Source organism: Kitasatospora sp. NPDC094028, from assembly GCF_049543595.1.
In the GTDB taxonomy this organism is placed as follows: Bacteria; Actinomycetota; Actinomycetes; order Streptomycetales; family Streptomycetaceae; genus Kitasatospora.
Window position 1 is genome coordinate 13,370 of the sequence record NZ_JBMVFA010000021.1, and the last position, 20,009, is coordinate 33,378.

At 73.2% G+C, this 20,009-nt stretch carries 16 protein-coding genes and 3 pseudogenes; 6 read left to right on the forward strand and 13 right to left on the reverse strand.

The genetic code is table 11. The features are described 5' to 3' along the window. Window positions 1-86 precede the first annotated feature (86 nt). Entirely contained in the window at window positions 87-323 is a 237-nt protein-coding gene (locus tag ACPC54_RS26875) for a hypothetical protein (protein WP_498968372.1), read from the reverse strand. Window positions 324-422: 99 nt separating this feature from the next. Next, window positions 423-1,118, reverse strand: coding sequence for an alpha/beta fold hydrolase (locus ACPC54_RS26880; RefSeq protein ID WP_498968374.1), 696 nt, complete (start codon window positions 1,116-1,118; stop codon window positions 423-425). Between the two features lie 397 nt (window positions 1,119-1,515). On the opposite strand from ACPC54_RS26880, the gene ACPC54_RS26885 reads away from it, so the two are divergent. After that, window positions 1,516-1,926: a hypothetical protein gene (locus ACPC54_RS26885; RefSeq protein WP_498968376.1), complete on the forward strand. Its 411-nt coding sequence runs from the start codon at window positions 1,516-1,518 to the stop codon at window positions 1,924-1,926. Window positions 1,927-1,947: 21 nt separating this feature from the next. Here the strand turns inward: ACPC54_RS26885 and ACPC54_RS26890 are convergent, their stop codons facing one another. Then, window positions 1,948-2,508 carry a CHAT domain-containing protein gene (locus ACPC54_RS26890; protein ID WP_498968378.1) on the reverse strand — a complete coding sequence of 187 codons (561 nt, stop codon included), beginning with the start codon at window positions 2,506-2,508 and terminating at the stop codon, window positions 1,948-1,950. A gap of 373 nt (window positions 2,509-2,881) precedes the next feature. Between ACPC54_RS26890 and ACPC54_RS26895 the strand changes: the two genes are divergently transcribed. Together ACPC54_RS26895 and ACPC54_RS26900 are read left to right on the forward strand one after the other, a co-directional pair. Then, on the forward strand, window positions 2,882-4,609 hold the full coding sequence (locus ACPC54_RS26895) for a hypothetical protein (RefSeq protein ID WP_498968379.1): 1,728 nt from the start codon (window positions 2,882-2,884) through the stop codon (window positions 4,607-4,609). 902 nt (window positions 4,610-5,511) lie between these two features. Continuing rightward, window positions 5,512-5,679, forward strand: coding sequence for a DUF8730 family Cys-rich protein (locus ACPC54_RS26900; RefSeq protein ID WP_498968380.1), 168 nt, complete (start codon window positions 5,512-5,514; stop codon window positions 5,677-5,679). A gap of 378 nt (window positions 5,680-6,057) precedes the next feature. Here ACPC54_RS26900 and ACPC54_RS26905 read toward each other — a convergent pair whose 3' ends face one another. From ACPC54_RS26905 to ACPC54_RS26920, 4 genes are all read right to left on the reverse strand, one after another. Then, window positions 6,058-6,270 (reverse strand): hypothetical protein, encoded by a 213-nt coding sequence (locus tag ACPC54_RS26905; protein ID WP_498968382.1) that lies wholly within the window; start codon window positions 6,268-6,270, stop codon window positions 6,058-6,060. 365 nt (window positions 6,271-6,635) lie between these two features. Then, window positions 6,636-7,157, reverse strand: coding sequence for a GNAT family N-acetyltransferase (locus ACPC54_RS26910; RefSeq protein ID WP_498968384.1), 522 nt, complete (start codon window positions 7,155-7,157; stop codon window positions 6,636-6,638). A gap of 80 nt (window positions 7,158-7,237) precedes the next feature. After that, on the reverse strand, window positions 7,238-7,810 hold the full coding sequence (locus tag ACPC54_RS26915) for a helix-turn-helix domain-containing protein (protein ID WP_498968386.1): 573 nt from the start codon (window positions 7,808-7,810) through the stop codon (window positions 7,238-7,240). A gap of 891 nt (window positions 7,811-8,701) precedes the next feature. Further along, window positions 8,702-9,385 carry a TetR/AcrR family transcriptional regulator gene (locus ACPC54_RS26920; RefSeq protein WP_498968388.1) on the reverse strand — a complete coding sequence of 228 codons (684 nt, stop codon included), beginning with the start codon at window positions 9,383-9,385 and terminating at the stop codon, window positions 8,702-8,704. Between the two features lie 133 nt (window positions 9,386-9,518). Between ACPC54_RS26920 and ACPC54_RS26925 the strand changes: the two genes are divergently transcribed. Beyond that, entirely contained in the window at window positions 9,519-11,747 is a 2,229-nt protein-coding gene (locus ACPC54_RS26925) for an MMPL family transporter (RefSeq protein ID WP_498968525.1), read from the forward strand. Between the two features lie 57 nt (window positions 11,748-11,804). Further along, window positions 11,805-12,599 (forward strand): hypothetical protein, encoded by a 795-nt coding sequence (locus tag ACPC54_RS26930; RefSeq protein ID WP_498968390.1) that lies wholly within the window; start codon window positions 11,805-11,807, stop codon window positions 12,597-12,599. A gap of 924 nt (window positions 12,600-13,523) precedes the next feature. Here the strand turns inward: ACPC54_RS26930 and ACPC54_RS26935 are convergent. From ACPC54_RS26935 to ACPC54_RS26960, 6 genes and pseudogenes are all read right to left on the reverse strand, one after another. Beyond that, window positions 13,524-14,030, reverse strand: a complete 507-nt coding sequence (locus ACPC54_RS26935; protein ID WP_498968391.1) for a hypothetical protein — start codon at window positions 14,028-14,030, stop codon at window positions 13,524-13,526. A gap of 17 nt (window positions 14,031-14,047) precedes the next feature. Further along, complete coding sequence (locus tag ACPC54_RS26940; RefSeq protein WP_498968531.1) at window positions 14,048-14,539, reverse strand: hypothetical protein; 492 nt, start codon at window positions 14,537-14,539, stop codon at window positions 14,048-14,050. 97 nt (window positions 14,540-14,636) lie between these two features. Then, window positions 14,637-14,847 (reverse strand): annotated as a pseudogene (locus ACPC54_RS26945) (transposase); the annotation flags it as partial. Window positions 14,848-15,057: 210 nt separating this feature from the next. Then, window positions 15,058-15,297: pseudogene (locus tag ACPC54_RS26950) on the reverse strand (IS5/IS1182 family transposase); the annotation flags it as partial. 19 nt (window positions 15,298-15,316) lie between these two features. Then, on the reverse strand, window positions 15,317-19,015 hold the full coding sequence (locus ACPC54_RS26955) for an nSTAND1 domain-containing NTPase (protein WP_498968392.1): 3,699 nt from the start codon (window positions 19,013-19,015) through the stop codon (window positions 15,317-15,319). Next, entirely contained in the window at window positions 19,008-19,334 is a 327-nt protein-coding gene (locus ACPC54_RS26960) for a hypothetical protein (RefSeq protein WP_498968394.1), read from the reverse strand. The genes ACPC54_RS26955 and ACPC54_RS26960 overlap by 8 nt, the downstream gene beginning before the upstream one ends. 142 nt (window positions 19,335-19,476) lie before the next feature. Between ACPC54_RS26960 and ACPC54_RS26965 the strand changes: the two are divergent. After that, a pseudogene (locus ACPC54_RS26965) lies at window positions 19,477-19,737 on the forward strand (transposase); the annotation flags it as partial. Window positions 19,738-20,009: the final 272 nt, after the last annotated feature.

The window sequence follows — 20,009 nt, forward strand, 5'->3', positions numbered from 1 at the left end:
TCGACGACCGGGACGGCGAGCAGCGACGGCCGGACCGCGGCGGCAGGCGGCCGAACCACGAGGGCCGGCCCCAGGTCCCGGATCGGTCAGCCGTGTTCCCCGCCCGCCCGGGGCGGGGAGAATGGCGCGGTGCCTGGCGCTGGCGCGTGGCTCTGGAGTTCGAGGTCCTCCGCCTTCTCGTCCCACGGGACATCGCACAGCCCGGGAGCCACTCGCCCGAGTGACGACAGGTCGGAATCGGGCTGGAACCACACCACGACGAGCCGGGAAAAGTGGAGGACGATCGAGCGTCCCGATCCGAGGACCACCTGCGCCAGTGCCATGGCGAGCAACCTGCCGGCCTGCCCCGCCGCCGGTAAGCCCACCGCAGCCCGACCGGCCAGCACGGGCGCAGTCCAGCCCACGCCCCCCGGGCATCGTGCTTACCGCCAGGCGGTGGTGACGGCGACGACGGCCTGGGCCAGGGCCACGGGTTGGTTGCGGGCGATGAGGTGCCCGGCGCCCTGGATGGGCCGGACCGTGGTGTGCGGGGCCAGGCGCAGCAGTTGGTCGATGTCCTCGTCGGTGAGCGACGAACCGTTGTCGCCGTGGACGAGCAGGACGGGCAGGTCGAGTTCCGCGGTGACCTGCCGTAGCCGTGGAACCTGGGCGAGGATGTCCTCGACGAGTTCGGTGTGGGCGCCGTGCAGGCCGGCGGAGGCGAGGAAGCGGCGGACTCTGGAGGGTTCGAGGCAGGGTACGACGTCGACCAGCACCAGCCCTGCCACCCTGGCTCGCGTTGCCGGGTCGGTGAGGGCGGCGACGGCGGCGAGTCCGCCGAGTGAGGCGCCGACGACCACGCTTGCCGGTGGTTCGGCGTGCAGCATCGCGCTGATGTCGTCCGCGCACGAGGACAGGGTGCGAGCGCTGCCCTCGCTGTCGCCGTGGCCTCGCTGGTCGAAGGCCACGCACCGGTACCCGGCATCGACGAGGACCTCACTGACCGGCCGCCACACCTGACGGCGTTCGCCACCGGCGTGAAGCAGCAGGAAGGTCGGTCCGGCGCCGGCCTCCTCCCCGTACAGGGTCGCGTCGGGGCGAGTGATCCGCCGTACTCGTGGGGCGGTGGGGCCGATCATGAAGATGACACCTTCCCTCCTCCTGTCGCACGTGTTCGTGGTCAGGCCGCCAGGAACCGGCCCGTGCCCCGGCCGAACGCGACGTTCCGCGCTGCCCGCAGAGCACGTCGGGAACGGTACCGCGACCCGTGCAGGTGTTAGTCGGCGCGCTGCCGGATCGCGGTGCGTGGCCAGGGAAGCCACGAACGACGGCACACGACGGGGTGAGTCCAGCAGGGCCGTCCGTACGGAGGGGTCGGGGTCGTCGAGCAGGCGGGCGCACACGACGAACGGACATGCGCGCGAAGCCGTCCTGTCAGCTCCTTTCGGTCGCACCGGGCGGCGGGTGGTTGCCCGGGTGGAGGGCGGGTGCGACGATGCCATCCGAGGCACGGAAGTCCGCGGAGTGGGGGGCCAATTGGGCGAGCTGGTCATCATCGTGGAGCCGCCCGCGGGGGTGGGCTCCGAGCAGGTCGCCACGCGGCTGGAGCGGCATCTCCAGGGGCTTCCCCTCGCCGAGTTCGGGCCGCTGGCCTGTGTCGGGACCGAGCGCAACGACGCGGACGGGCTGCCCGAGCGGATCGTCGATCCGGTCTCGGTGGTGGGGGGCGTGACCGTCTTCCTCGGCGGCCTGACGCTCACCGCTGCCGCCGCCCGCAAGCTCATCGACGAGATGACCAAGGTCTTCCGGTCGTTCGACGAGGCCAAGCACGCCTGGCTGGTGCTGCGCAGTGGCCGGGTGGACCTGAGGGCGGTGGAGTCGGCCGAGGTTGCGACCGAGGCGGTGCTGGAGACCGTCTCCGAGGACGAGGACAGCACGCCCGCCTGAGCCCTGACGGGCTCCGCCGCTCTAGAGTCCCCAGTACGCGAAGCCGGCCCAGTAGTACGGCCTGCGCCAGCGGGGATCGGCGCCGACGGCCTGCTGGGCGGTCCTGAGCGCCCGGACGGGGTCCGCGCCGTGGCCGAGCGCCGCGTAGAACCGGGACATCAGGGACGTGGTCGCCGCGTCCGGAACGGGCCACAGCGATCCGATGACGGCGTCCGCGCCGGCGGCGAGCATGGCGGTGGACAGGTTCACCGCCTCCCCCGGCAGCGTCCGGTCCGCCACCGCGCTGTGGCAGGCCGACAGGACGGCCAGCCGGGTGCCGCGCACCTGCGCCGGGAAAGCGAGGATGTCCCTGACCGTCAGGTCGCCGTCGGCCAGGAGCAAGGCCGAGTCGAGGACGTCCTGCGCCGCGACGCCATGGCATCCGAAGTGCAGCAGCTCCGCCGGGATGCCGGCGGTGACCGCCTGCCGGGTGGCCTCCCGGTCGACGAGCAGGCGGGCGCCGGGGAAGGCGCGCCGTACGGCCTCGACCTCCTCGACCGTTCCGGGGATGCTGCCGGCGCCCGGCCGGCGCGGGACCGCCACCGCGGACGTGCCCGGGCCGAGCGGGGCGACGGCGGGCCGGGGCCAGTGAGGTGGCCGGAAGCGACGTCACCCGCAGGTCCGTACCGGCGAAACCGGCCTGCAGGGGCAGCGCGGCGGTCACACCGGTGGGCACCAGCAGCACCCGCTCCTCGCCGGAGAGTTCCCGCAGCAGCGGCTCGACGACCGCGCAGGCGAGCCAGTCCAGGGTCTGCTCCACGCACCGCGACCGGGCCGGAACGCTGCTCCTCGGATCGATGGCGAGGCCGCGGTACGTCCGGTACCTGGCGGTCACCCGCTCCCGGCCGAACCCGTCGAGCCGCACGGCCCGCATCCGGCCGTCGCCGTGGGTCACGACGGCCCAGTCGGCGAGCAGGTGCACCACCGCGCCGCCGTTCAGGCGCGCCGGCGTCCCCGCGGCCGCCTGCGCGACGGCCGGTCCGCCCACCCGGGCCACGCCGGGCAGCAGGTGGATCCGGCCCATCAGCCTGGTGCGTTCGTCGAGGGCGGCCCGCACGTCGCGCGGCCTGGCGTCGGTACGCCGCAGCACCCCCTCGACGGCACGGTAGCGCTCGGCCAGGGCGGCGTCGCCAAAGCGCCGCACGGCGGCCTCGACCGCCTGCGGGCGCAGGTACATGTCCTCCAGCACCAGCAGTTGGGCACGCTCCAGGACGGCGGCGGCCGGGCCGGGGCGGCCGTCCTCGCAGTGGGCGCGTGCGGCCAGCCAGGCCGGCGCGGTGAGATCGGCCAGCGTCCTGCGTTTGTCGTGGAAGTACGCCTGGCGGCGGGCGATGTCCGCGAGTGCGCTCACCGCGTCCGACGCCGCGGCCGCGGCCTGGGCGAACTCGCCGTCCGCAAGGCAGTGTTGGGCCCAGATGTACGCGGCGGCGGGCAGGCCGGGACCGTCCGCGGCCCTCGCCTGCTCGTAGTGCTCCTTCGCCGGTCGGCGGGCCGATCCGGCATCCGGAGAGTGTTCGTCGGCCAGCCGTGCGGTGAGACGGAACTTCCAATCGTTCATCCGGGCGTGGGCCTGGACGTCGGATTCGGGTACGAGCAGCAGCGCCTCGTCGAGGATGCGTCGTGTCTCCCGGTCGTACGGCACGGTCGCGTCCGGACGCAGGACGCGGCAGGCCACCCGGCCGTGGAGCAACTCCCCCAGCATCGCTCGCGGGGTGCCGTCCCGGGCGGATGCGACGAGGGCGGCCAGCTCGGCGTCACAGCTGTCGATCGTCGCGGCGAACTCCTGGGCGTCGATCGCACCGTCCCCGTGGTGGAGCGAGGCGAGGTTGAGGGCGAGGAGCGCGCGCTGGTGGCGGATCTGCCGCGCCCGGTGATCGGACACCCCGTCGATCGCGGCCGCCGTGTCCAGGGCCGCCTTCGCGTCCTCCAGGTAGTCGCGCTCGCGGAGCGCGCCGTACATGTTCGCCAGCGTCAGGTGGTAGGAGGACCACAGCGCCGCCCGCGTGTCGGGGTCCAGGTCGTGGGGCACGGGGCCCTCCTCGATGTCGGCGGTGGCGTTGCGCAGTTCGTGCCGTGCTGCCCGCAGGTGCTGGATCTCGCCGGTGAAGATGCCCAGTTCCATGTGGAGCAGGCCCAGCGCCGCTTGGAGCCGCTTGGTGGCGCGGTAGTCGGTGGCCGCGGGCAGCCGGCGCTCCTCGGCGGCGATGACCGCCAAGCCGTAGTGCAACTGGTCCACGCTGCCGAGCGTCAGCGCGGCCTGGATCAGGGCGTGCGCCAGGTCCGCGATCGCGTCGGTGCGGTCGGCATGGTCGGACGGCGGCCACCGGTCGGAGCAGGCGAGCGCGACGGCCTCGTGCAAGGACCACAGTTCGCCCGTGGCGAGGAAGGCCGCGACGAGGTCCCGGAGGCGCCGGAGGTCGGCCAGGGTGGCGGCGCTGGGCGCTTCCTGCCTTCCTTTCAGGAGCTGCCCGCGGGGCCCGAGCGTGTACTTGACGAGGTTCGCCCCGGCCAGCCGCGAGGTCCCGCACGGAAGCCACTCGCCGATCTGCAGCGCGCTCAGCCGGTCGGACTTCAGGCCGCTGCGGTCCGCGATGTCGGTCAGGAGGGCTTCGAGTATCTCCAGGCGCGGGACGCGCTCCGGTGAGTCCTGCGGTGTCACGTCCACGGCCTCGCCCAGGAGCCACGCCGCCTGCCTTGCGGCCGGGAGGGTCCAGTCGAAGAGCCCGATGGCGTCGGCGGTGACGAACAGCGATCCGGCGGGGTCCGGCGCGGCCGCGAACACGGCGGTCAGGTGCTCGCGCACCATGCGCGTGCCCTCCGCCGCGAACGCCGGATGCAGGTACAGCGACCGAACGAGCAGCCTCGCCCAGAGCCGGTGCGCCGGGATCCGTCGCCGCTCGCCGGCCCGGGCCAGCCTCGCCGCGGCGTCCTCGAGCGCGAAGAGATCCCGCACCTCGGGCGGAAGCTTGGGCGATTCGCGGACCGCGGGCCTGCCGAGCAGGTGCAGGGCCGCGTTCAGATCGGCCGCGTCGGACGGCGTCGGCGTGGGGGCCAGGACGTAGCGGAACAGGCGGACCAGGCCCAGGAGCATGGCCGCGGTGTCGGAGTCCGGACGGTCGGACAGGGCGGCGGCGAGCAGCGCCCGTTCTGCCGAGGCCATCCACGCACTGGTCAGCTCCCGGCGGTCGCCGCCGCTGAGGGCCGCCACGACGCGCGCGATGACCTGCTGGTCCGGATGGCCGTGCTCGCCCTCGCCGATGTCACGCACGGTCGGTACCTACCCGGTCCGGGCGAACCCGCAACGGCAGTCACGGGACAGGGATTCCCGCGACAGTTCCGCGATGCCTCCCGCGCGGCGCCACCGCCGTTGGCGCTACGGCTCCCGGCCGGCACGCGCCGCCCGCGATCGCCCGGGCACCTCGCGGCCTCCCTGCCGAAGCTCGCGCGCGGGTGATCACGTCGCCGGCGCGGGGGTCCTATACCCCACCCGGTATACTGGGGGGAGGAGGAGCCCCCTTCGACCGACTGAACGCGAGGAGTTCTGCGATGTGTCGACGTACCGTGTGCCGCACGTGCGGCAAGGCCACCTACGCGGGGTGCGGCATGCACGTCGACCAGGTGCTCGCCGGAGTCCGCAAGGCCGACCGCTGCGCCTGCGACCGGAATGCGGTCAGGAGCGGCGGCTTCCTGGCGAGGATTCTGGGCCGCCGCTGAGGCTGCGGCGGCGGGGCACGCCGGTGGGCACGAACCCGTGACCCGGCCCCGTCGCCGCGCCCCGGGGGACGCCGCCGGCCGTGCCCGCACCGACGGCACCGGGCAGTACACCCGCATGGAATCCGTCCACCGGCCGTGACCCGTCCCCATCGGTCCGGCATCAATGGGGCGCACCAGGACGGACGACCACGAACGCCGACGCAGTGCCGCGGCACCCGGCGGACGAGCACGTCGAGGAAGGGTGGAACAGCCCGGAGGTGTCCAGCAGCCCCGGACCGCCGGAGCGGCCGGAGCCGCGCGAGGCCCGCACCGCGAGCCCGGGTCTCTCCCCCGTGAGGCACCCGGGCCCGGCGGGCTCGCGCCCGGGCGGGGCGCCGGTCAGTCGTGCGTCCGGCCCCGCAGCAGGCGGTACGTCAGCCCGGCCGCCACAACACCCACGAGCAGCACCGCGCCGTCCAGCCACTTCAGCACGGCGTACGCATCGCGGTGCGCGTCGTACGCGCCGTTGAGCAGCGTCCTGGCCAGCAGCGCCAGCACCGCCCCCGCGAACGCGGCCATCAACGCCTCGATCTGCCCCTTGCGCCCGGTCATCTTCCCCCCTGGTGGATCTCCGGCCCCGGTGTGGGGCCCGGCCGCAACCGTACCCCCGCCTTCCCGCCGCCGGCCCCCGGGAGACCGTCTGCCGACCGGGGCTACGACTTCGACAAGTACCGCCTCCGGCTTTGGAGGCGCGGCATCACACCGTGATCGCCCGACGCGGCATCGCTCACGGACGCGGACTCGGCGAAGTGCGCCCGGTCGGGGCGGGCAGCGCCGGCGGCCCGGCTCCTGCGCCTCCCGGTCGCTCACGCGCTGCGGGCGCTGCGGGCCCTGCGGGCGCTGCGGGCCCTGCGGGCGCTGCGGGCCCTGCGGGCGCTGCGGGCCCTGCGGCCGGCCCGGGCCGGTCGGCAGGTGGGTCAGGCGAGGGTTTTGTAGAAGAAGGTGCAGGAGGCGAGGGCGCCGTCGGGGTCCGCGGCGTAGCCGGGGACGAGCCCGTACGGGGTCCAGCCGGCCGAGTGGTAGAGCCGTTCGGCGGGGCTGTCGGTGCGGGTGTCGAGCAGCAGCAGGGTGGCGGAGGCCGCGGCGGCGGCGCGTTCGGCGGTGTCGAGGAGGCGGCGGGCCAGGCCCTGGCCGCGGGCGTCGCGGTGGACCATCAGTTTGACGACCTCGGCGCGGTGGCGGCCGTTGTCCTTGTCGCCGAGGACCAGACTGACGGTGCCGACGATCCGGCCGCCGGGGTCGCGGGCGATCCAGCCGAGGCGGTGTCCGGCGGCCAGCGCGTCCTCGTACTGGAGCCACCAGCGGGCGGCCTCGGCGTGGTCGAGGCCGTCGAGGAAGCCGATCGACGCTCCGTCTGCGACGGCGTCGAGCAGCAGGTCGGCGAGCCCGTCCTGGTCGGTCGTCAGGTCGGCGGCGGTGAGGCGGACGATCTCGGTCACGGCGGGTACCCCCTGGGGCGCGGCGGTCGGGGTGGTGAAGGTTGTCACAGCGGTCCGGGCGGTGCCGGTGATCGGGGCGGTCACGGCAGGACGACGGCGAGGGTGTAGCGGACCGGCCGCGGGCCCGGGCTGTGGAAGCGGGACGGGCCCCAGAGCCGGAAGCGAAGGCAGTCGCCGGTGGCCAGCTGGTGGGTCTCGCCGCGGACGGTGATGTCCAGGGTGCCGTCCAGTACCCACAGGTGCTGTTCGAGACCGGGGACGGGCGGGGCGTCGTAGTCGATGGCGGCGCCGGGGCGCAGGGTGCCCTCGATCAGTTCGCCGCGCAGGCCCGCGTGCGGCGGGGAGACGGAGCGACGGATGAAGCCGGATGCAGGGTCTCGCCAGACCGGCTGGTCGGCGGCGCGGAGCAGCTGGGGCGGTTCGGCCTCGATCTCGGCGAGCAGGCGGGACATGGTGCGGCCGTACGCGGAGCAGAGTCGGCCGAGCTGGGCGGCGGTGGGGCTGATCTCGGCGCGTTCCAGGCGGGAGAGGGTGGAGCGGCTGACGCCGCTGCGACCGGCGAGGTCGTCGAGGGACCAGCCGTGTTCGGCGCGGAGAGCGGCCAGGCGGGTGGCGAGTCGCAGGTCCTCGGGGGACAGTTCCGATTCTCTCATATCCGGGAGAATATCCTGGATCAGGGACAAGGCGGCTGGTGAGGTCCCGGCAGTGCGGGCAGCCCGGTGCCCCGCCGCCCCGGACGGCCCTGGTCACCGCTCGGCGGGCCCTCCGGCCGCCCGAACACCAGGCAGCGTTGGATCGAGGCTGCGGCCTGGGTGCCGCGAAGGCCCACCCCGGGTCGGGTGGGCCTTCGCGGCACCGGGCTGGTGGCCGGGGCGGGCGGGCCGCACCCCGGTTCAGGAGGTGGCGACGATGAGGACGCACCCGCCGGCGCCGTTGGTCCCGCTGGTGCCCTGCTGTCCGTACCTGCGTCCCTGGATGCCGCCGGCGCCGTCGTCGCCGCCGATGGCGCCGGCCGCTGCGGCGGCGGCCGCACCCGCGGCTCCAGGTGGTGGGGGGAGCAGTCGGCTCGGCGGCTCAGTTCCTCCAGGCTCGATGTCGGGGGTCCGTCGATCAGGGCGGCGCGGACGTGGTGGACGAGCTTTCGGTGGGCCAGGACGGTGGCGGGGCGCCGTCCGTGGGTGGTGGGGCTCCGTGGGTGGGCGAGGCGGGTCAGCAGGCCGTGGTTCGTTCGGTGATCTCGAACGGGTCCGTTCCGGTCCGGCAGGCGGTGACCAGGCGGCGGTGGGCGAGGTCGAGTTCGGCGGAGACGGTGACGGCGCCCGGCAGGCCGGGCTGTTCCCCGCCGGGGGCCGGATGTCGAGGTCCGGGTGGAGGGTTGGCGCGGACCTGTCGTGGCGGCGGCGTCGGTGTGCGTGTGACACGGGGGGCGTCCGGTCGCCCGCCCTTCGTCCTTCGTCGCTGTCGGCTCGAACTGTCGCCTGTCTGAGGGGACTTCGTGGCCGGGCGGCCGGCTTCGCGGCGGGGCGGCACGGCCCGGGCTCGGGTCACCCGGTCCCGGTGTCGGCGGGCCCGGGCTCGGCGGCAGACTCGGACTCGGACTCGGACTCGGACTCGGCTCCGGCTCCGGCTCCGGCGAGCAGGGCGTGCACGGTGGCGGCCATGGTGCGGCGCGCCTGGTCGACGCTCAGGCCGCTGCTGCGCCAGTGGTACCAGGTGCTCCAAGTGGTCACCGCGTCCAGTCCGTTGAGCAGGTCCGTGCGGGCGGGCCCGGTGAGGGCGTCGAGTTCCGTGGCGAAGATCTGGGTGAGGCGCAGGCGGGCGAAGTCGAGCATCTGCTGGACGGCCTCCTGGATCCGCGGGGACGGGTTCTCCAGTCGCATGACGGCCAGTCGGGCCGGGGTGACGCCCTCCAGGATGCGCGCGCGCTGCTCCGCGAGGGCGGCGACCCGGGGCCCGCGGGGCCCTTCGGTGGGCAGTGGCCTGATCTGGGCCGCGAGCTGTTCCAGGCGGCGGTTGACGGCGACTTCGGCGAGTTGGGCCATGTCCGTGAAGTGGTGGAACACCAGCCGGCGTGACACGCCCGCACGTTCGGCGACCTTGTCGGCGGGGAAGTGCGCCTGGTTCTCGTCGATGAGCGAGAGCATCGCGTCGGCGATCTTCTCGCGGGTCTGCCGTCCGCGTTCCGTGCGCCCGTCGGTGACGGGCGCGGCGGCTTCGGTCCGCTTCACGTGGGCTCCTCCGCGCTCTCGTTGACATTCTTGCACCGCGAGTGCAAGTGTACGCGTTGCACGCCGAGTGCAACTAGTTTCGGTGGGGGCCGCCGCGCCGCCCGCCACCCCGAGAAAGGGCTCCGTGCCGCAGATGTTCACCACGGTGGGGCGCTGGTGCGCCCGCAGGCCCAAACGGGTCGTCGCCGCCTGGCTGCTGCTGGTGGCCGTCGCGCTCACCGCCCTCGCCACGTTCGGGCGCGTCACCAGCGAGGCCGTCTCCATCCCCGGCAGCGACAGCCAGGCCGCACGGGACATCGCCGACCGCGCGTTCCCCGGCTCGGCCTCCGGCAAGCAGCCCGTCCTCCTGCACGCCCCGGCCGGGGCCGAGCCGCTCACCGCCGCCGGCCCGAGCGCCGCGGTCCGCGGCGCGGCCACGGCCATCGCCCGGGTGCCGCACGTGGTCGCCGTCACCACGCCCTACGACCCGGCCGGCACCGCGGCCATCAGCGCCGACGGCCGCACCGCCTACCTCTCCGTCGAACTCGACGTCTCCGGGCGGGAGGTGACGCCCGAAACGACGGACGCCGTGCTCGCCGCGGCCGCGCCGGCCACCGCCGCCGGGATCGAGGTGACCCCCGGCGGCTACCTGGCCGCCGCCGTCGACCGGGGCAGCACCGGCCGCAGCGAGGCCATCGGCCTCGGCGCCGCCCTGCTGATCCTCACCCTCACCTTCGGCAGCCTCCTCGCCGCCGGCCTGCCGCTGCTCGCCGGCGTCATCGGTCTCGGCGTCGCCCTGCCCGTCCTCGGCCTGGTCGGCCACCTGATGGACGTCCCCGAGGCCGGCGAGACCATCGCGGCCATGATCGGGCTCGGCGTCGGCATCGACTACACCCTCTTCGGCCTCACCCGCTTCCGGGAACTGCGCGCCGCCGGGGTCGGGATCGAGGACGCGGCCGTGCGCACCACCGCCGGCTCCGGCAAGTCCGTCGCCTTCGCCGGCAGCGCCGTCGTCGCGGCCCTGGCCGGCCTGGCCCTGGGCGGCCTGCCGCTGCTGTACGCCCTGGCCCTCGCCCCGGCGATCTCCGTGGTGACCGCACTGGGCGTCAACCTCACCCTCCTGCCCGCGGCCCTCGTGCTGCTGGGCGGACGGCTGACGCCCCGGCAACCCGCCGCCCCCTCCCCCGCCGCACGCCCGCGCGGCTGGGGCCGGATCGCCGCCCTGGTCGCGGCCCGGCCCTGGCCCCTGCTGCTGGCCGGTCTGGCCCTGCTCGGCGCCCTCGCCGCCCCGGCCGCCCACCTCCGCCTCGGCCAGCTGGACGCCGGCAGCAAGCCCGCCGGGAGCATGAGCCGCACCGCCTACGACCGGATGGCCGCGGCCTTCGGCCCGGGCTCCAACGGCGTGCTCCAGGTCGTCGACGTGCTGCCCTCCCCCGCCGCGGGGGCCACCGACCCGCGCCCGGCGGCCGTCACCACCGCACTGCGCGCGGCCGAGGGCGTCGCGGCGGTCAGCCCGCCCGCGCTCGCCGGCGACGGCCGTACCGTCCGCTGGCAGGTCACCCCCACCACCGCCCCGTCCGACCCCGCCACCACCGCGCTGGTCCACCGCCTGCGCTCGGAGGTGCTGCCCGCCGCCGCCCCGGACAGCGGCCAGGTGCTGCACGTCGGCGGCACCCCGGCCGCCCAGGCGGACCTCGACGCGCGGATCGTGCGGCGCATGCCGCTGGTCGTCGGCTTCGTGCTGACCGTCGCCGGCCTGCTCCTGCTCCTGGCCTTCCGCTCGCCCGTCGTCGCGGTGAAGGCCGCCGTGATGAACCTGGTGTCGGTCGCCGCCGCCTACGGCGTGCTCACGGCCGTCTTCCAGGACGGCCTGGGAGCCCGGCTGATCGGCCTGGAGGGCGCCGTCCCGATCCCCGGCTACGTGCCCCTGCTGATGTTCGCGGTGCTCTTCGGCCTGTCGATGGACTACGAGGTCTTCCTGCTCAGCGCCGTGCGCGAGAACTACCTGCGGGAGCGGGACAACCGCCGCGCCGTGGTGGCGGGCCTGTCCGGCACCGGACGGATCATCAGCTCGGCGGCCCTGATCATGGTCGCGGTCTTCCTCAGCTACCTGCTGTCCGACGACCCCGTCGTCAAGATGTTCGGCATCGGCCTGGCCAGCGCCGTCGCCCTGGACGCGACCTTCGTACGCGGTCTGCTCGTCCCCGCCACCATGGTCCTGCTCGGCGACGGCAACTGGTGGCTGCCCCGCCGGCTCGACCGCCTGCTGCCGCACGTCGACATCGAGGGCGACGGCCGGCCCCACCCCGGCGACGGCCACCGGACCGCCGGCCCCGACGACGTGTCCGCACCCGCACCGGCACCCGCGGCCGGGACCGGCTGAGCCGGCGGACACCCGCACCTTCCCCACCCGATCACCACCCACCAGGAGCACGTCCCCATGCGCACCTCCCTCCGCCGCGGCCTCCCGGCGCTCACGGCCCTCGGCCTCACCGTCACGGCCACCGCCCTCGCCGCGCCCGCCGCCCACGCCGAGCCCGACTGCGGGCGCGCCCCCATCCAGTACTCCGTCGACGGCGGCGCCCACTGGAGCATCGACGCCACCATGCCCGCCGAGTCCGCCACCGTGCAGGTCCGCCTCGCCGGCGTACCGACCGCCGGCTGCGACTACCACGTCTCGCTGGGCTCCTACGCGACCCGGGGAGCGACCTGGGCCACCTCGGGCCGGCAGACCTTCCTCGGCTGGGCGACCACCACGCTCACCCGCGAGCACTACCGCGACACCCTCGACGTCACCGGCCATCTGCCCCCGTGCTACGGCGAGTTGGCCCTCTACACCGTCGGCGAGAAGTACGACGGCAGCGACAGCGACCACCCGCTGCCGCACTACCCGGACGAGCCGTTCTCCGGCCTGTTGACCGCCTCCTGGAACGGCGGCACCGCCTGCGCCCCCGCACCGACCACCGCCCCCACCACCCCGACCCCCGGCCCGACCCGCACCGCCACGCCGACCCCGACACCCACCGCCGCCGCGGCCACCACCACCGCCCCGGCACCCGGCCCGACGACGGCACCCGCGACACCGACCGCCTCGCCCCGGGCCACGACGGCCACGGCCGCCCCGACACTGGCCGCCACCGGCACCGACGACACCCTGCTGGCCACCGCCGCCCTCGCGGCCGCCGCCCTGCTCGCGGCCGGCGCCACGGCGGTCCGCGCCGGCCGCCGCCGCTGACGAAACGGCCCCGGCCGCACCGTGCGGGAAAGCGGGTTGGCCGCGAGCAGGCTGATCCCGCGTGGTGCGAGGGAGTGGATGACACGCTGTCCGTCCCGGACGGACGTGATCATCCCACTCGCGCACAAAGTGGCCGTGTGCTGGGAAGCCGCAGGAGCGCTCACCTCCAGCCCGGCGGCGAGTTCGGTGGTGGTGCGGCCCGCGCCGATCGCCCGCAGCGCGGCGGCCTTGCCCTTGCCGACGAGCGCCGTCAGCCCGTCCACGTGAGCGGGCGGCGGCTGGACGGCCTCCGAAGCGGTGCACGCGAAGAGCAGCGGCTGCCACCGGCCGGCGATCGCCGGGGACAGCATCCCCCGAGGAACAGGTTCGGGGACAGGACGAGCCCGGCCTCCGCCGTACGTTCCAGACCCTCCAGAACCTCCGGGGCGGGGCCCCACAGGGCGAGTTCGAAGCACGTCGGATCGCCGAAGGCCGGGTGGACTCCGGCCGGCATCCTGCCCGTCCCCTGCTCCCCCACGACATCCCGGCACGGCAGATGTCGCCGTCGAGCAGCCCGACCACGTCGGGCCAGTCCTCGGCCAGGCAGGCGCTGTACCGGGCGTGCAGCCCGCGCGGCAGACGGTTCATCTGCGCGGCGCCGCCGTCGAGCAGTTGCGCCACCGGCTTCGACATCGGCCCCAACTCGGCGCACCAGGCCGGTTCTCCCCGCAACCGGTCGGCGCCGACCACGCCGATGACATCAAGTTCGTCGCCGATCGACCAACGCCGTCGCGGCACCACTCTGAAGCCCCGGCAGCGCCGCTCACAGCACCGAAAGCTGTGAGCCGGCAAGCACGGAACCTCCGTCGGCTGCGCCGCGCATCACCCTCCGGGGCAGACCAGGAACAGGCAGTCCGGTCCGGAGCTCTGCAACTGGTCGCCCTATCAGAGATCCGGCTCGAACGCCACGGTCCCGCTCCTTCCGAGCAGGAATCCCTCGATGACAAGTCCACCCGAAAGAATATCGGCCATCCAGGTCGAGAAATCCTGCTCAGATTCCCACCACTGAGCCCACTGGCGAAACCATATCCCGACCCTCCACCCCTTCGAGGCGTCAGGGATCAGGAAACAGGCGTCCCCCTCGGTCGTGAGCCCCCAAAGAAATGCCCCACCTCGGTCCGGAAGGATTCGGTACGGAATCTTCACCGGAGAGATTTCCCGATAGAGAGGACACATGGCGGCATGCAAGGCCTCGAGCGAATCCATCTCATTGCCGGGGTGGAGCAGGCCGAGGAAGCTTCCGATCACCCCGGGCCCATAAGCCGAGACGAACTCCTTGTACTCCTCGGGAAGTGAGATGGCGTAGCGCAACTCAACCGGCCCCCAGACATCGGGCCGGGAATACTCGCGCGGCGCACCGATCACGCTCTCGGCGACGGACATCAGGCTCATTCGGCTGCTCCATAAAATCAAAACCAACTACCTGTCAGCGGCCCGCAGGCTTCTCGGGCGCGGCGCACGGGGGTTGTGGCGGTGGGTGTGCGGGCGAACTGACTCGTTCGTCGTCGGTGAAGGTTCGGTAGCCGATGATGCGGCACGGGTCGCTGCGCCACGCCCGCGGGTCCAATACCAGAGACCCCAGAGCCTGGCAGACCGGCGTAGATGACGGTTCGGCCGTCTCCGGAGGCGTCGAGGAAGCGGTACGAACTGCCCGTCGCTGCCGGTGGCCTGCCGAACTCGTGCGAGCCCTGGGGGGCGCACTGCCCGACGCGGCAGGTCCGAACGGTGCCGGTGGTGATGTCGACGATGCGAACGTCGGGATCGCCCAGCACGATGACGGCCGCCTTGTTCGGCGCCGGGTAGGGGGCGATCCTGACGCCCGGGTTGTTGTCTGGCAGCAGGAACTTCGCGTCGAAACGTGCGAGTTCCCAGCCGGTGCACGGTTCCCAACGCTGCACCACGCTCCCCGAGATGGTGAGGAGCCTCCCTTCGGGGTCGAAGAAGTGGGTGAGGTTGCGCTTCCCGGCCCCCGGCGGCATCGGCGGTCCCACGACTGACGGTCGACGACGTCATGAACTGCTGCAGCCGCTGATGATCCCCCGATCCGCTCGGCTATCGGCTGCGTCGACTTGCGCCGGCCCTCCAGCAACAACCCCCGCAGGTACAGCCCGCCATTGGCCCGCTGGTCACAGCGGGCCAATGGCGGGAAGACCTCGGCCGCGAACTCCCCCAACCGACCCCGCCACAACGCAAGCCCCCCAGCCCTCATACGACCAGAGAACTACCGACCACACGATGCGACAAGCCGTCTAACAAAGCACACTAAGAGGAGCAAACACAAGGCTCGGACGCGGCGGTAGGCGATCATGCAGCAGGCCAGTTTGAGGAATGCCTCGTGGATGTCGTCGCGGATGTCCCAGCGGATCCGCAAGCGCCGGAAGCCGTGAATCCAGGCGTTAGGGTGTGTATTTGGTCGTGATCAAGCGGTGGCTCTGGTGAGGTCTTTGATCCAGATCATTGCGCCGCGAAGGTGGAGGCCAGCGAGGTAGCTCGCGGGAGTCTTGTCATAGTGAGTCGCGATGCCCCGCCAGGCCTTCAGCCTGTCGATCAGGCGCTCGACGGTGTTCCGGTCCTTGTAGAGCTCGGAGTCGTGTCCGACCGGCCGGCCGCCCCTGCTGCCCTTCCTCTTGCGGTTGGCGGCCTGGTCGACCTTCTCCGGGTGGCGCAGGGGTAGGCGGTCAGGGGCAGGCGCGGCGGTAGGCGGGGCCGGTGGGGACGAGCTGGTGCCAGAGGGCGGGGGTGAAGGGGCCCACTTCGGCGCAGAGGCGGTCGTGGGCGGTGGTGAAGTCGTCGACGGCCCAGAACTGGACCTCGTTCAGCCCAGCCACGGCGAGTTCGTGTCCGCCGGGGCTGAAGGCGACAGCGGTTGCGGTCATCGTGTCGCCGGAGATGGGTTGCCCGATCTCCTGCTCGCTGGCAACATCCCACAGCAGCACCGTTCCTGCCATGTTGTTCTCGGTGGCAAGGATGCGCCCGTCGGGGCTGAAGGCGACCCGGGTGTTGCCGTTGCTCAGCTGCCGCCCGATCTGCCGGTGCGTGCGGAGGTCCCACAGCTGCACCGCGCCGCCGAGCGCCCCGATGGCGAGCACATGTCCGTCGGGGCTGATCGCGACGGACCTCAGCGCACCGAGACCGCCGATCAGGTCGTGCTCGTTCCGGCCTTGGCTCGCCATGTCCCACAGCCGCACCACACCGTCGTCACCGGCGCTGACGAGCGTGCCCCCATCGGGCGTGAAGGCCACCGAATCGATCGACCGGTCGTTGCCGGTCGACAGGTGTCCGATCGACCGGCGTTCGGGGACGTTCCACAGCTCCACCGTGCCGTCGCCACTCGCGGCGGCGAGAGTCCCATCCTTGCCGAACGCCACCGAGAAAATGAGGGCGTGGCCATCCGTCAGTTGCCCGATCTGCTGCTGGGTGGCGACGTCCCACAACCGCACCGTGCCGTCCGCAGCACCACTGGCGAGGATGCCCTTCGGGCCGAAGGCCGCCGAGAACACGTCAGCGGTGTGGCCGACCAGCGGTCGTCCGATCCGTTGGTGGGTAACCGAGTTCAAGAGCTGCAGAGATCCGTTCGAGCCACCGACTGCGACCAGCGGATCGTAGGGACTGTAGGCCACCGTGTTGGCGGAGTCTGCCGGCGATCGGCCGGCCGGCCGGTAGGCGGCTGTGTTCCAGAGGCGGATGGTGCCGTCCTCGGCGGAGGTGGCGACCGTGTGGCCGTCCGGGCTGAAGGCCACTGCATCCACCTCACCGGTGTGGCCCATCAGAGGCAGCCCCAACTGCTGACCGGTGGTCAGGTTCCACACCTGCACGGCGGGGTTCCCGCCCCCGCTGACCAGTGTCTTGCCGTCCGGGCTCAACGCCACGGAATGGGCCAGACCGTTGAGCACGATCGTGCTCCGCAAGGTGGCCGTCTCCAGGTCCCAGACCTCCACCTCTCCGATGGCCTTGGCAACGACCAGACTGTGGCCGTCCGGCGTGGCAGCGAGCGAGACCGTCTCGTCAGCGACCATGAAGTCGTTGGTCAGCGGCGTTCCGATCGGCTGCTGCGTATTCCTGTCCCACAGCAGCACCCTGCCCTTCATTCCAGAGCCGGCGAGCTTGCCGTTTCCGATGAAGACCACCGAACGGACCTCTCCGCCAGGAGCTTTCATCCCTGTGCCGATCTGTTGCTGGGTGGCCGGGTCCCAGAGCAGGATCCCGCCGTCCCCTCCGCCGCTGGCCAGGGTCTTCCCGTCAGGGCTGAAGGCCAGGGTGAAGACGCTGTGGGTGTGCCCCGCCATCGCCTGTCCGTGTCGCTGCCCGGTACTCACGTCCCACAGGAACACCGTGCCGTCGGCGCCCCCGCCTGCCACCTCCTTTCCGTCAGGGCTGAAGGCGAGGGAGAGGACGTCTTTGGCATGGCCGGTGAGATCGGCTCCGATCTGCTGCCCGGTGGCCACGTTCCAGAGCCGCACGTGGCCGTCCGATCCGCCGCTCGCGAGCACCTGCCCGTTCGGACTGAACGCCAATGCCTCGCCGCGCCCCGTGTGGCTGGCGAGCACCGCCACACCCGGCAGTTGCGCGGCCTGCATGACGGCCTGCTCGGCCTCCGGCGATTGGTTGATCGCCCAGGCCGCCAAGCTGTCGCGCTTGGCGGTCTGCGGGTCGGAGTCGCCCAGCGCCTCGCTCTGCGCGGCCAGTTGGCCGGAGACCGCCAGGTCACGCTGCTTGTTCGCGTTGTCCGTGGCCCGCAAGGCCGTGACCGTGGACGTGGCCAGTGCCAGCACCAGGACCACCAGCCCCACCAGTAGGGTGTTCCGGCGGCGGCTGCGCTTCGTGCGCGCCCGCTCGGCCGCGCGCAGGAAGTCCTGCTCCGTGTGGCTGAGCGGCATGTGGCGCTCGTCCGAGGCGCCGTGCCGCTCCGCCGCCTCCATCGCCGCCGCCAACAGCGTCCCGCTGTACAGGTACGCCGGGTCCTTGTCCTGGTGCGCCCACTCGTCGGCCGCCGACCGCAGCCGTCCGCGCAGCACCCGGTCGGTCTGGGACTCCGCCAGCCAGTCGTCGCGCAGCAGGGGCCAGGCGCTGAGCAGTGCCTCGTGGCTGATCGCGGCGCTCTCGCTCGCCAGGGTGAGCAGGCGGCGGGCGGCGAAGGCCTCCAGGACCGCGTCGGCTTGCTCGCCCGCGCCGTGGCGCAGTTCCTCCCGGGTGGCGCTCAGGGCGAGCGGGGTGCCGTTGTCCGCAACGGAGGTCAGCTGGAGGAAGACCCGGCGGGCGGCGTGCTTCTGATGCTCCGTCAGGTCCTCATAGGTCTGCTGGGCGCTGCGGGCCAAGGCACCGTGGGTGCCGCCGACCCGGCTGTAGTCGGACAGGGCCAGCAGCTCCGGCTGGGCGCGGGTGCGCCAGGCCAGGTCCAGGGCGTGCGAGAGGTGCGGCAGCAGGCCGGTGCCGGAGGGGGCCGGGGTGCGCGGGCTGCTGTCGTGGCCGGCGGTGCGGGCGGCCAACTCGGCCGCCAGCAGCTCGACCAGCGCCGGGTCCACTCGGGCGCCCGCCTTGCGGGCGGGCTCGGTCACCGCCGCGCGGACCTCGATGTCGGTCATCGGTGTGACCAGGTAGCGGTTCTGGACGGCATCCACCAGTTCCGGGTAGTCCGTGCAGCGCGCCTCGAAATCCTCGCGCACCACCAGGACCACCAGCGCACCCTGCGGAGCTGCGGCGGCGTGCAGGGCCTGGACGAATGCGCGGCGCTCGGCCTCCTCCGGGCAGCGGATGAACAGCTGCTCGAACTGGTCGACGATCAACAGCAGTCGGCCCGGTCCGGCGGCGTCCGCTCCGTCCCGGCCCAGCGCGGCCTGGCGCGCGCTGAGCGCGAAACTCCCGGGGTCCCGTGCCAAGTTGGCGCGGACCGCGGTGGCGTCGATCCGGGCCAGCGCGGCCACCGTCACGGCCAGGTCGTCCAGCGGTGCCGCTCCCGGGGTGAGCAACTGGCAGGGCCAGGACCGGGCCTGCGGCTCGCCGTCCAGCCCGGTGGCACGCAGCCGGGGGAGCACCCCCGCGCGCAGCAGCGAGGACTTCCCGGCGCCGGAGACCCCCGACACCATCAGCAGCCCGCCGCCGTCCGCCGCCCGTTGGGCCATCCGGTCCAGCACGTCGGCGGCCACGCCGTCCCGTCCGAAGAAGAACGGACTGTCCCACTCCTCGAAGGCCGTCAGCCCCCGGTACGGCGATTCGATCTCCCCAGCGACGCCAGCCAGCGGCGCGGCGGCGGGCCGGTCGGCCCAGGTGTTGGCGCCGTAGTGGATCTGGACGTTGTACTGGGTGTTGCCGTCACCGAAGACCGAGTGCGAGATCGACTCGGCCCGTACCTCCTGCGACCCGGGGTCGGGCTCAGGCATTGTGCTGGGTGTTCCCGTCGCCGAACTGGGCCTTCTCGATCCGCTCGGCGGAGATCGCGAACTTCCCGTTCTGCGCCTGCGGTTGTGCCGGTGCCGGTGTCGTCTGCGCGGTCGGGGCAGTGGCGGCCGGCGCCGCCCGGCGCTCCGCTGCCCAGCCGACCACGCCCAGCACCAGCGCCCCGATCTCGCAGAAGCCGACGATCACCCCGGCCAGCCCGGATGCCCTGTCCGCCCCCGCCAGCAGGGCGTAGACCCCGAGCGCGACGGCGGCGAGCGCACCGACGGCCACCGCACTCCATGTGACTGCACGCCAACCCATGGCCACATGATTGACTGTCAACCATGATCGATGTGCGCCAATACGATATTCGGCCCAGCGATCTGCCTGGGGGTGCGCATCCGGTTGTGATCACCATGGGAAGTTGCCCTCGAAGTGCGGCCCGACCTGGTAGACGTGTTTTGTGACGCGAGTGCAACTATCGGCTGCAGAGTGGGAGTTCGTCGAGCCGTACCTGCCGATCGGCGAGTACGGCCCGTACCCCGAACGGCTGCAACAGCAGTTCGAGGGCGTGATCTGGCACTTCAAGACCGGCAGCCAGTGGCGGGAGATGCCTGGGGAATTCGGTGCCTGGTCGACCGTCCACAACCGCTTCCGGCAGTGGAGGGACGCCGGCGTCTTCGAGGCCCTGCTGGAGGAACTGCGGGCGGGCCGGCATGACCTGGTGGTCGCCACCCAGCGCCCGCGCGGGCCGCGCCCCTCGCCGACGAGGAGTCCCTCCTGGTCGCCGCCCCGGCCTGGGCCCAGCAGCTGGCGGGCCGCCCGATGCCGCAGGCCCTGAGCAGCTGCCGCTGGTGGCCTACGCCGAGGACCTGCCCACCACCCGCCGGTACTGGCGCTACGTCTTCGCCCGCCGCCTCCAGGCCCGGGCCGCCGTCAGCACCTGCTTGCGGCAGCCCGGGAGTGGTGAGGCGTGGGCTTGGCGGCCGAACCGGC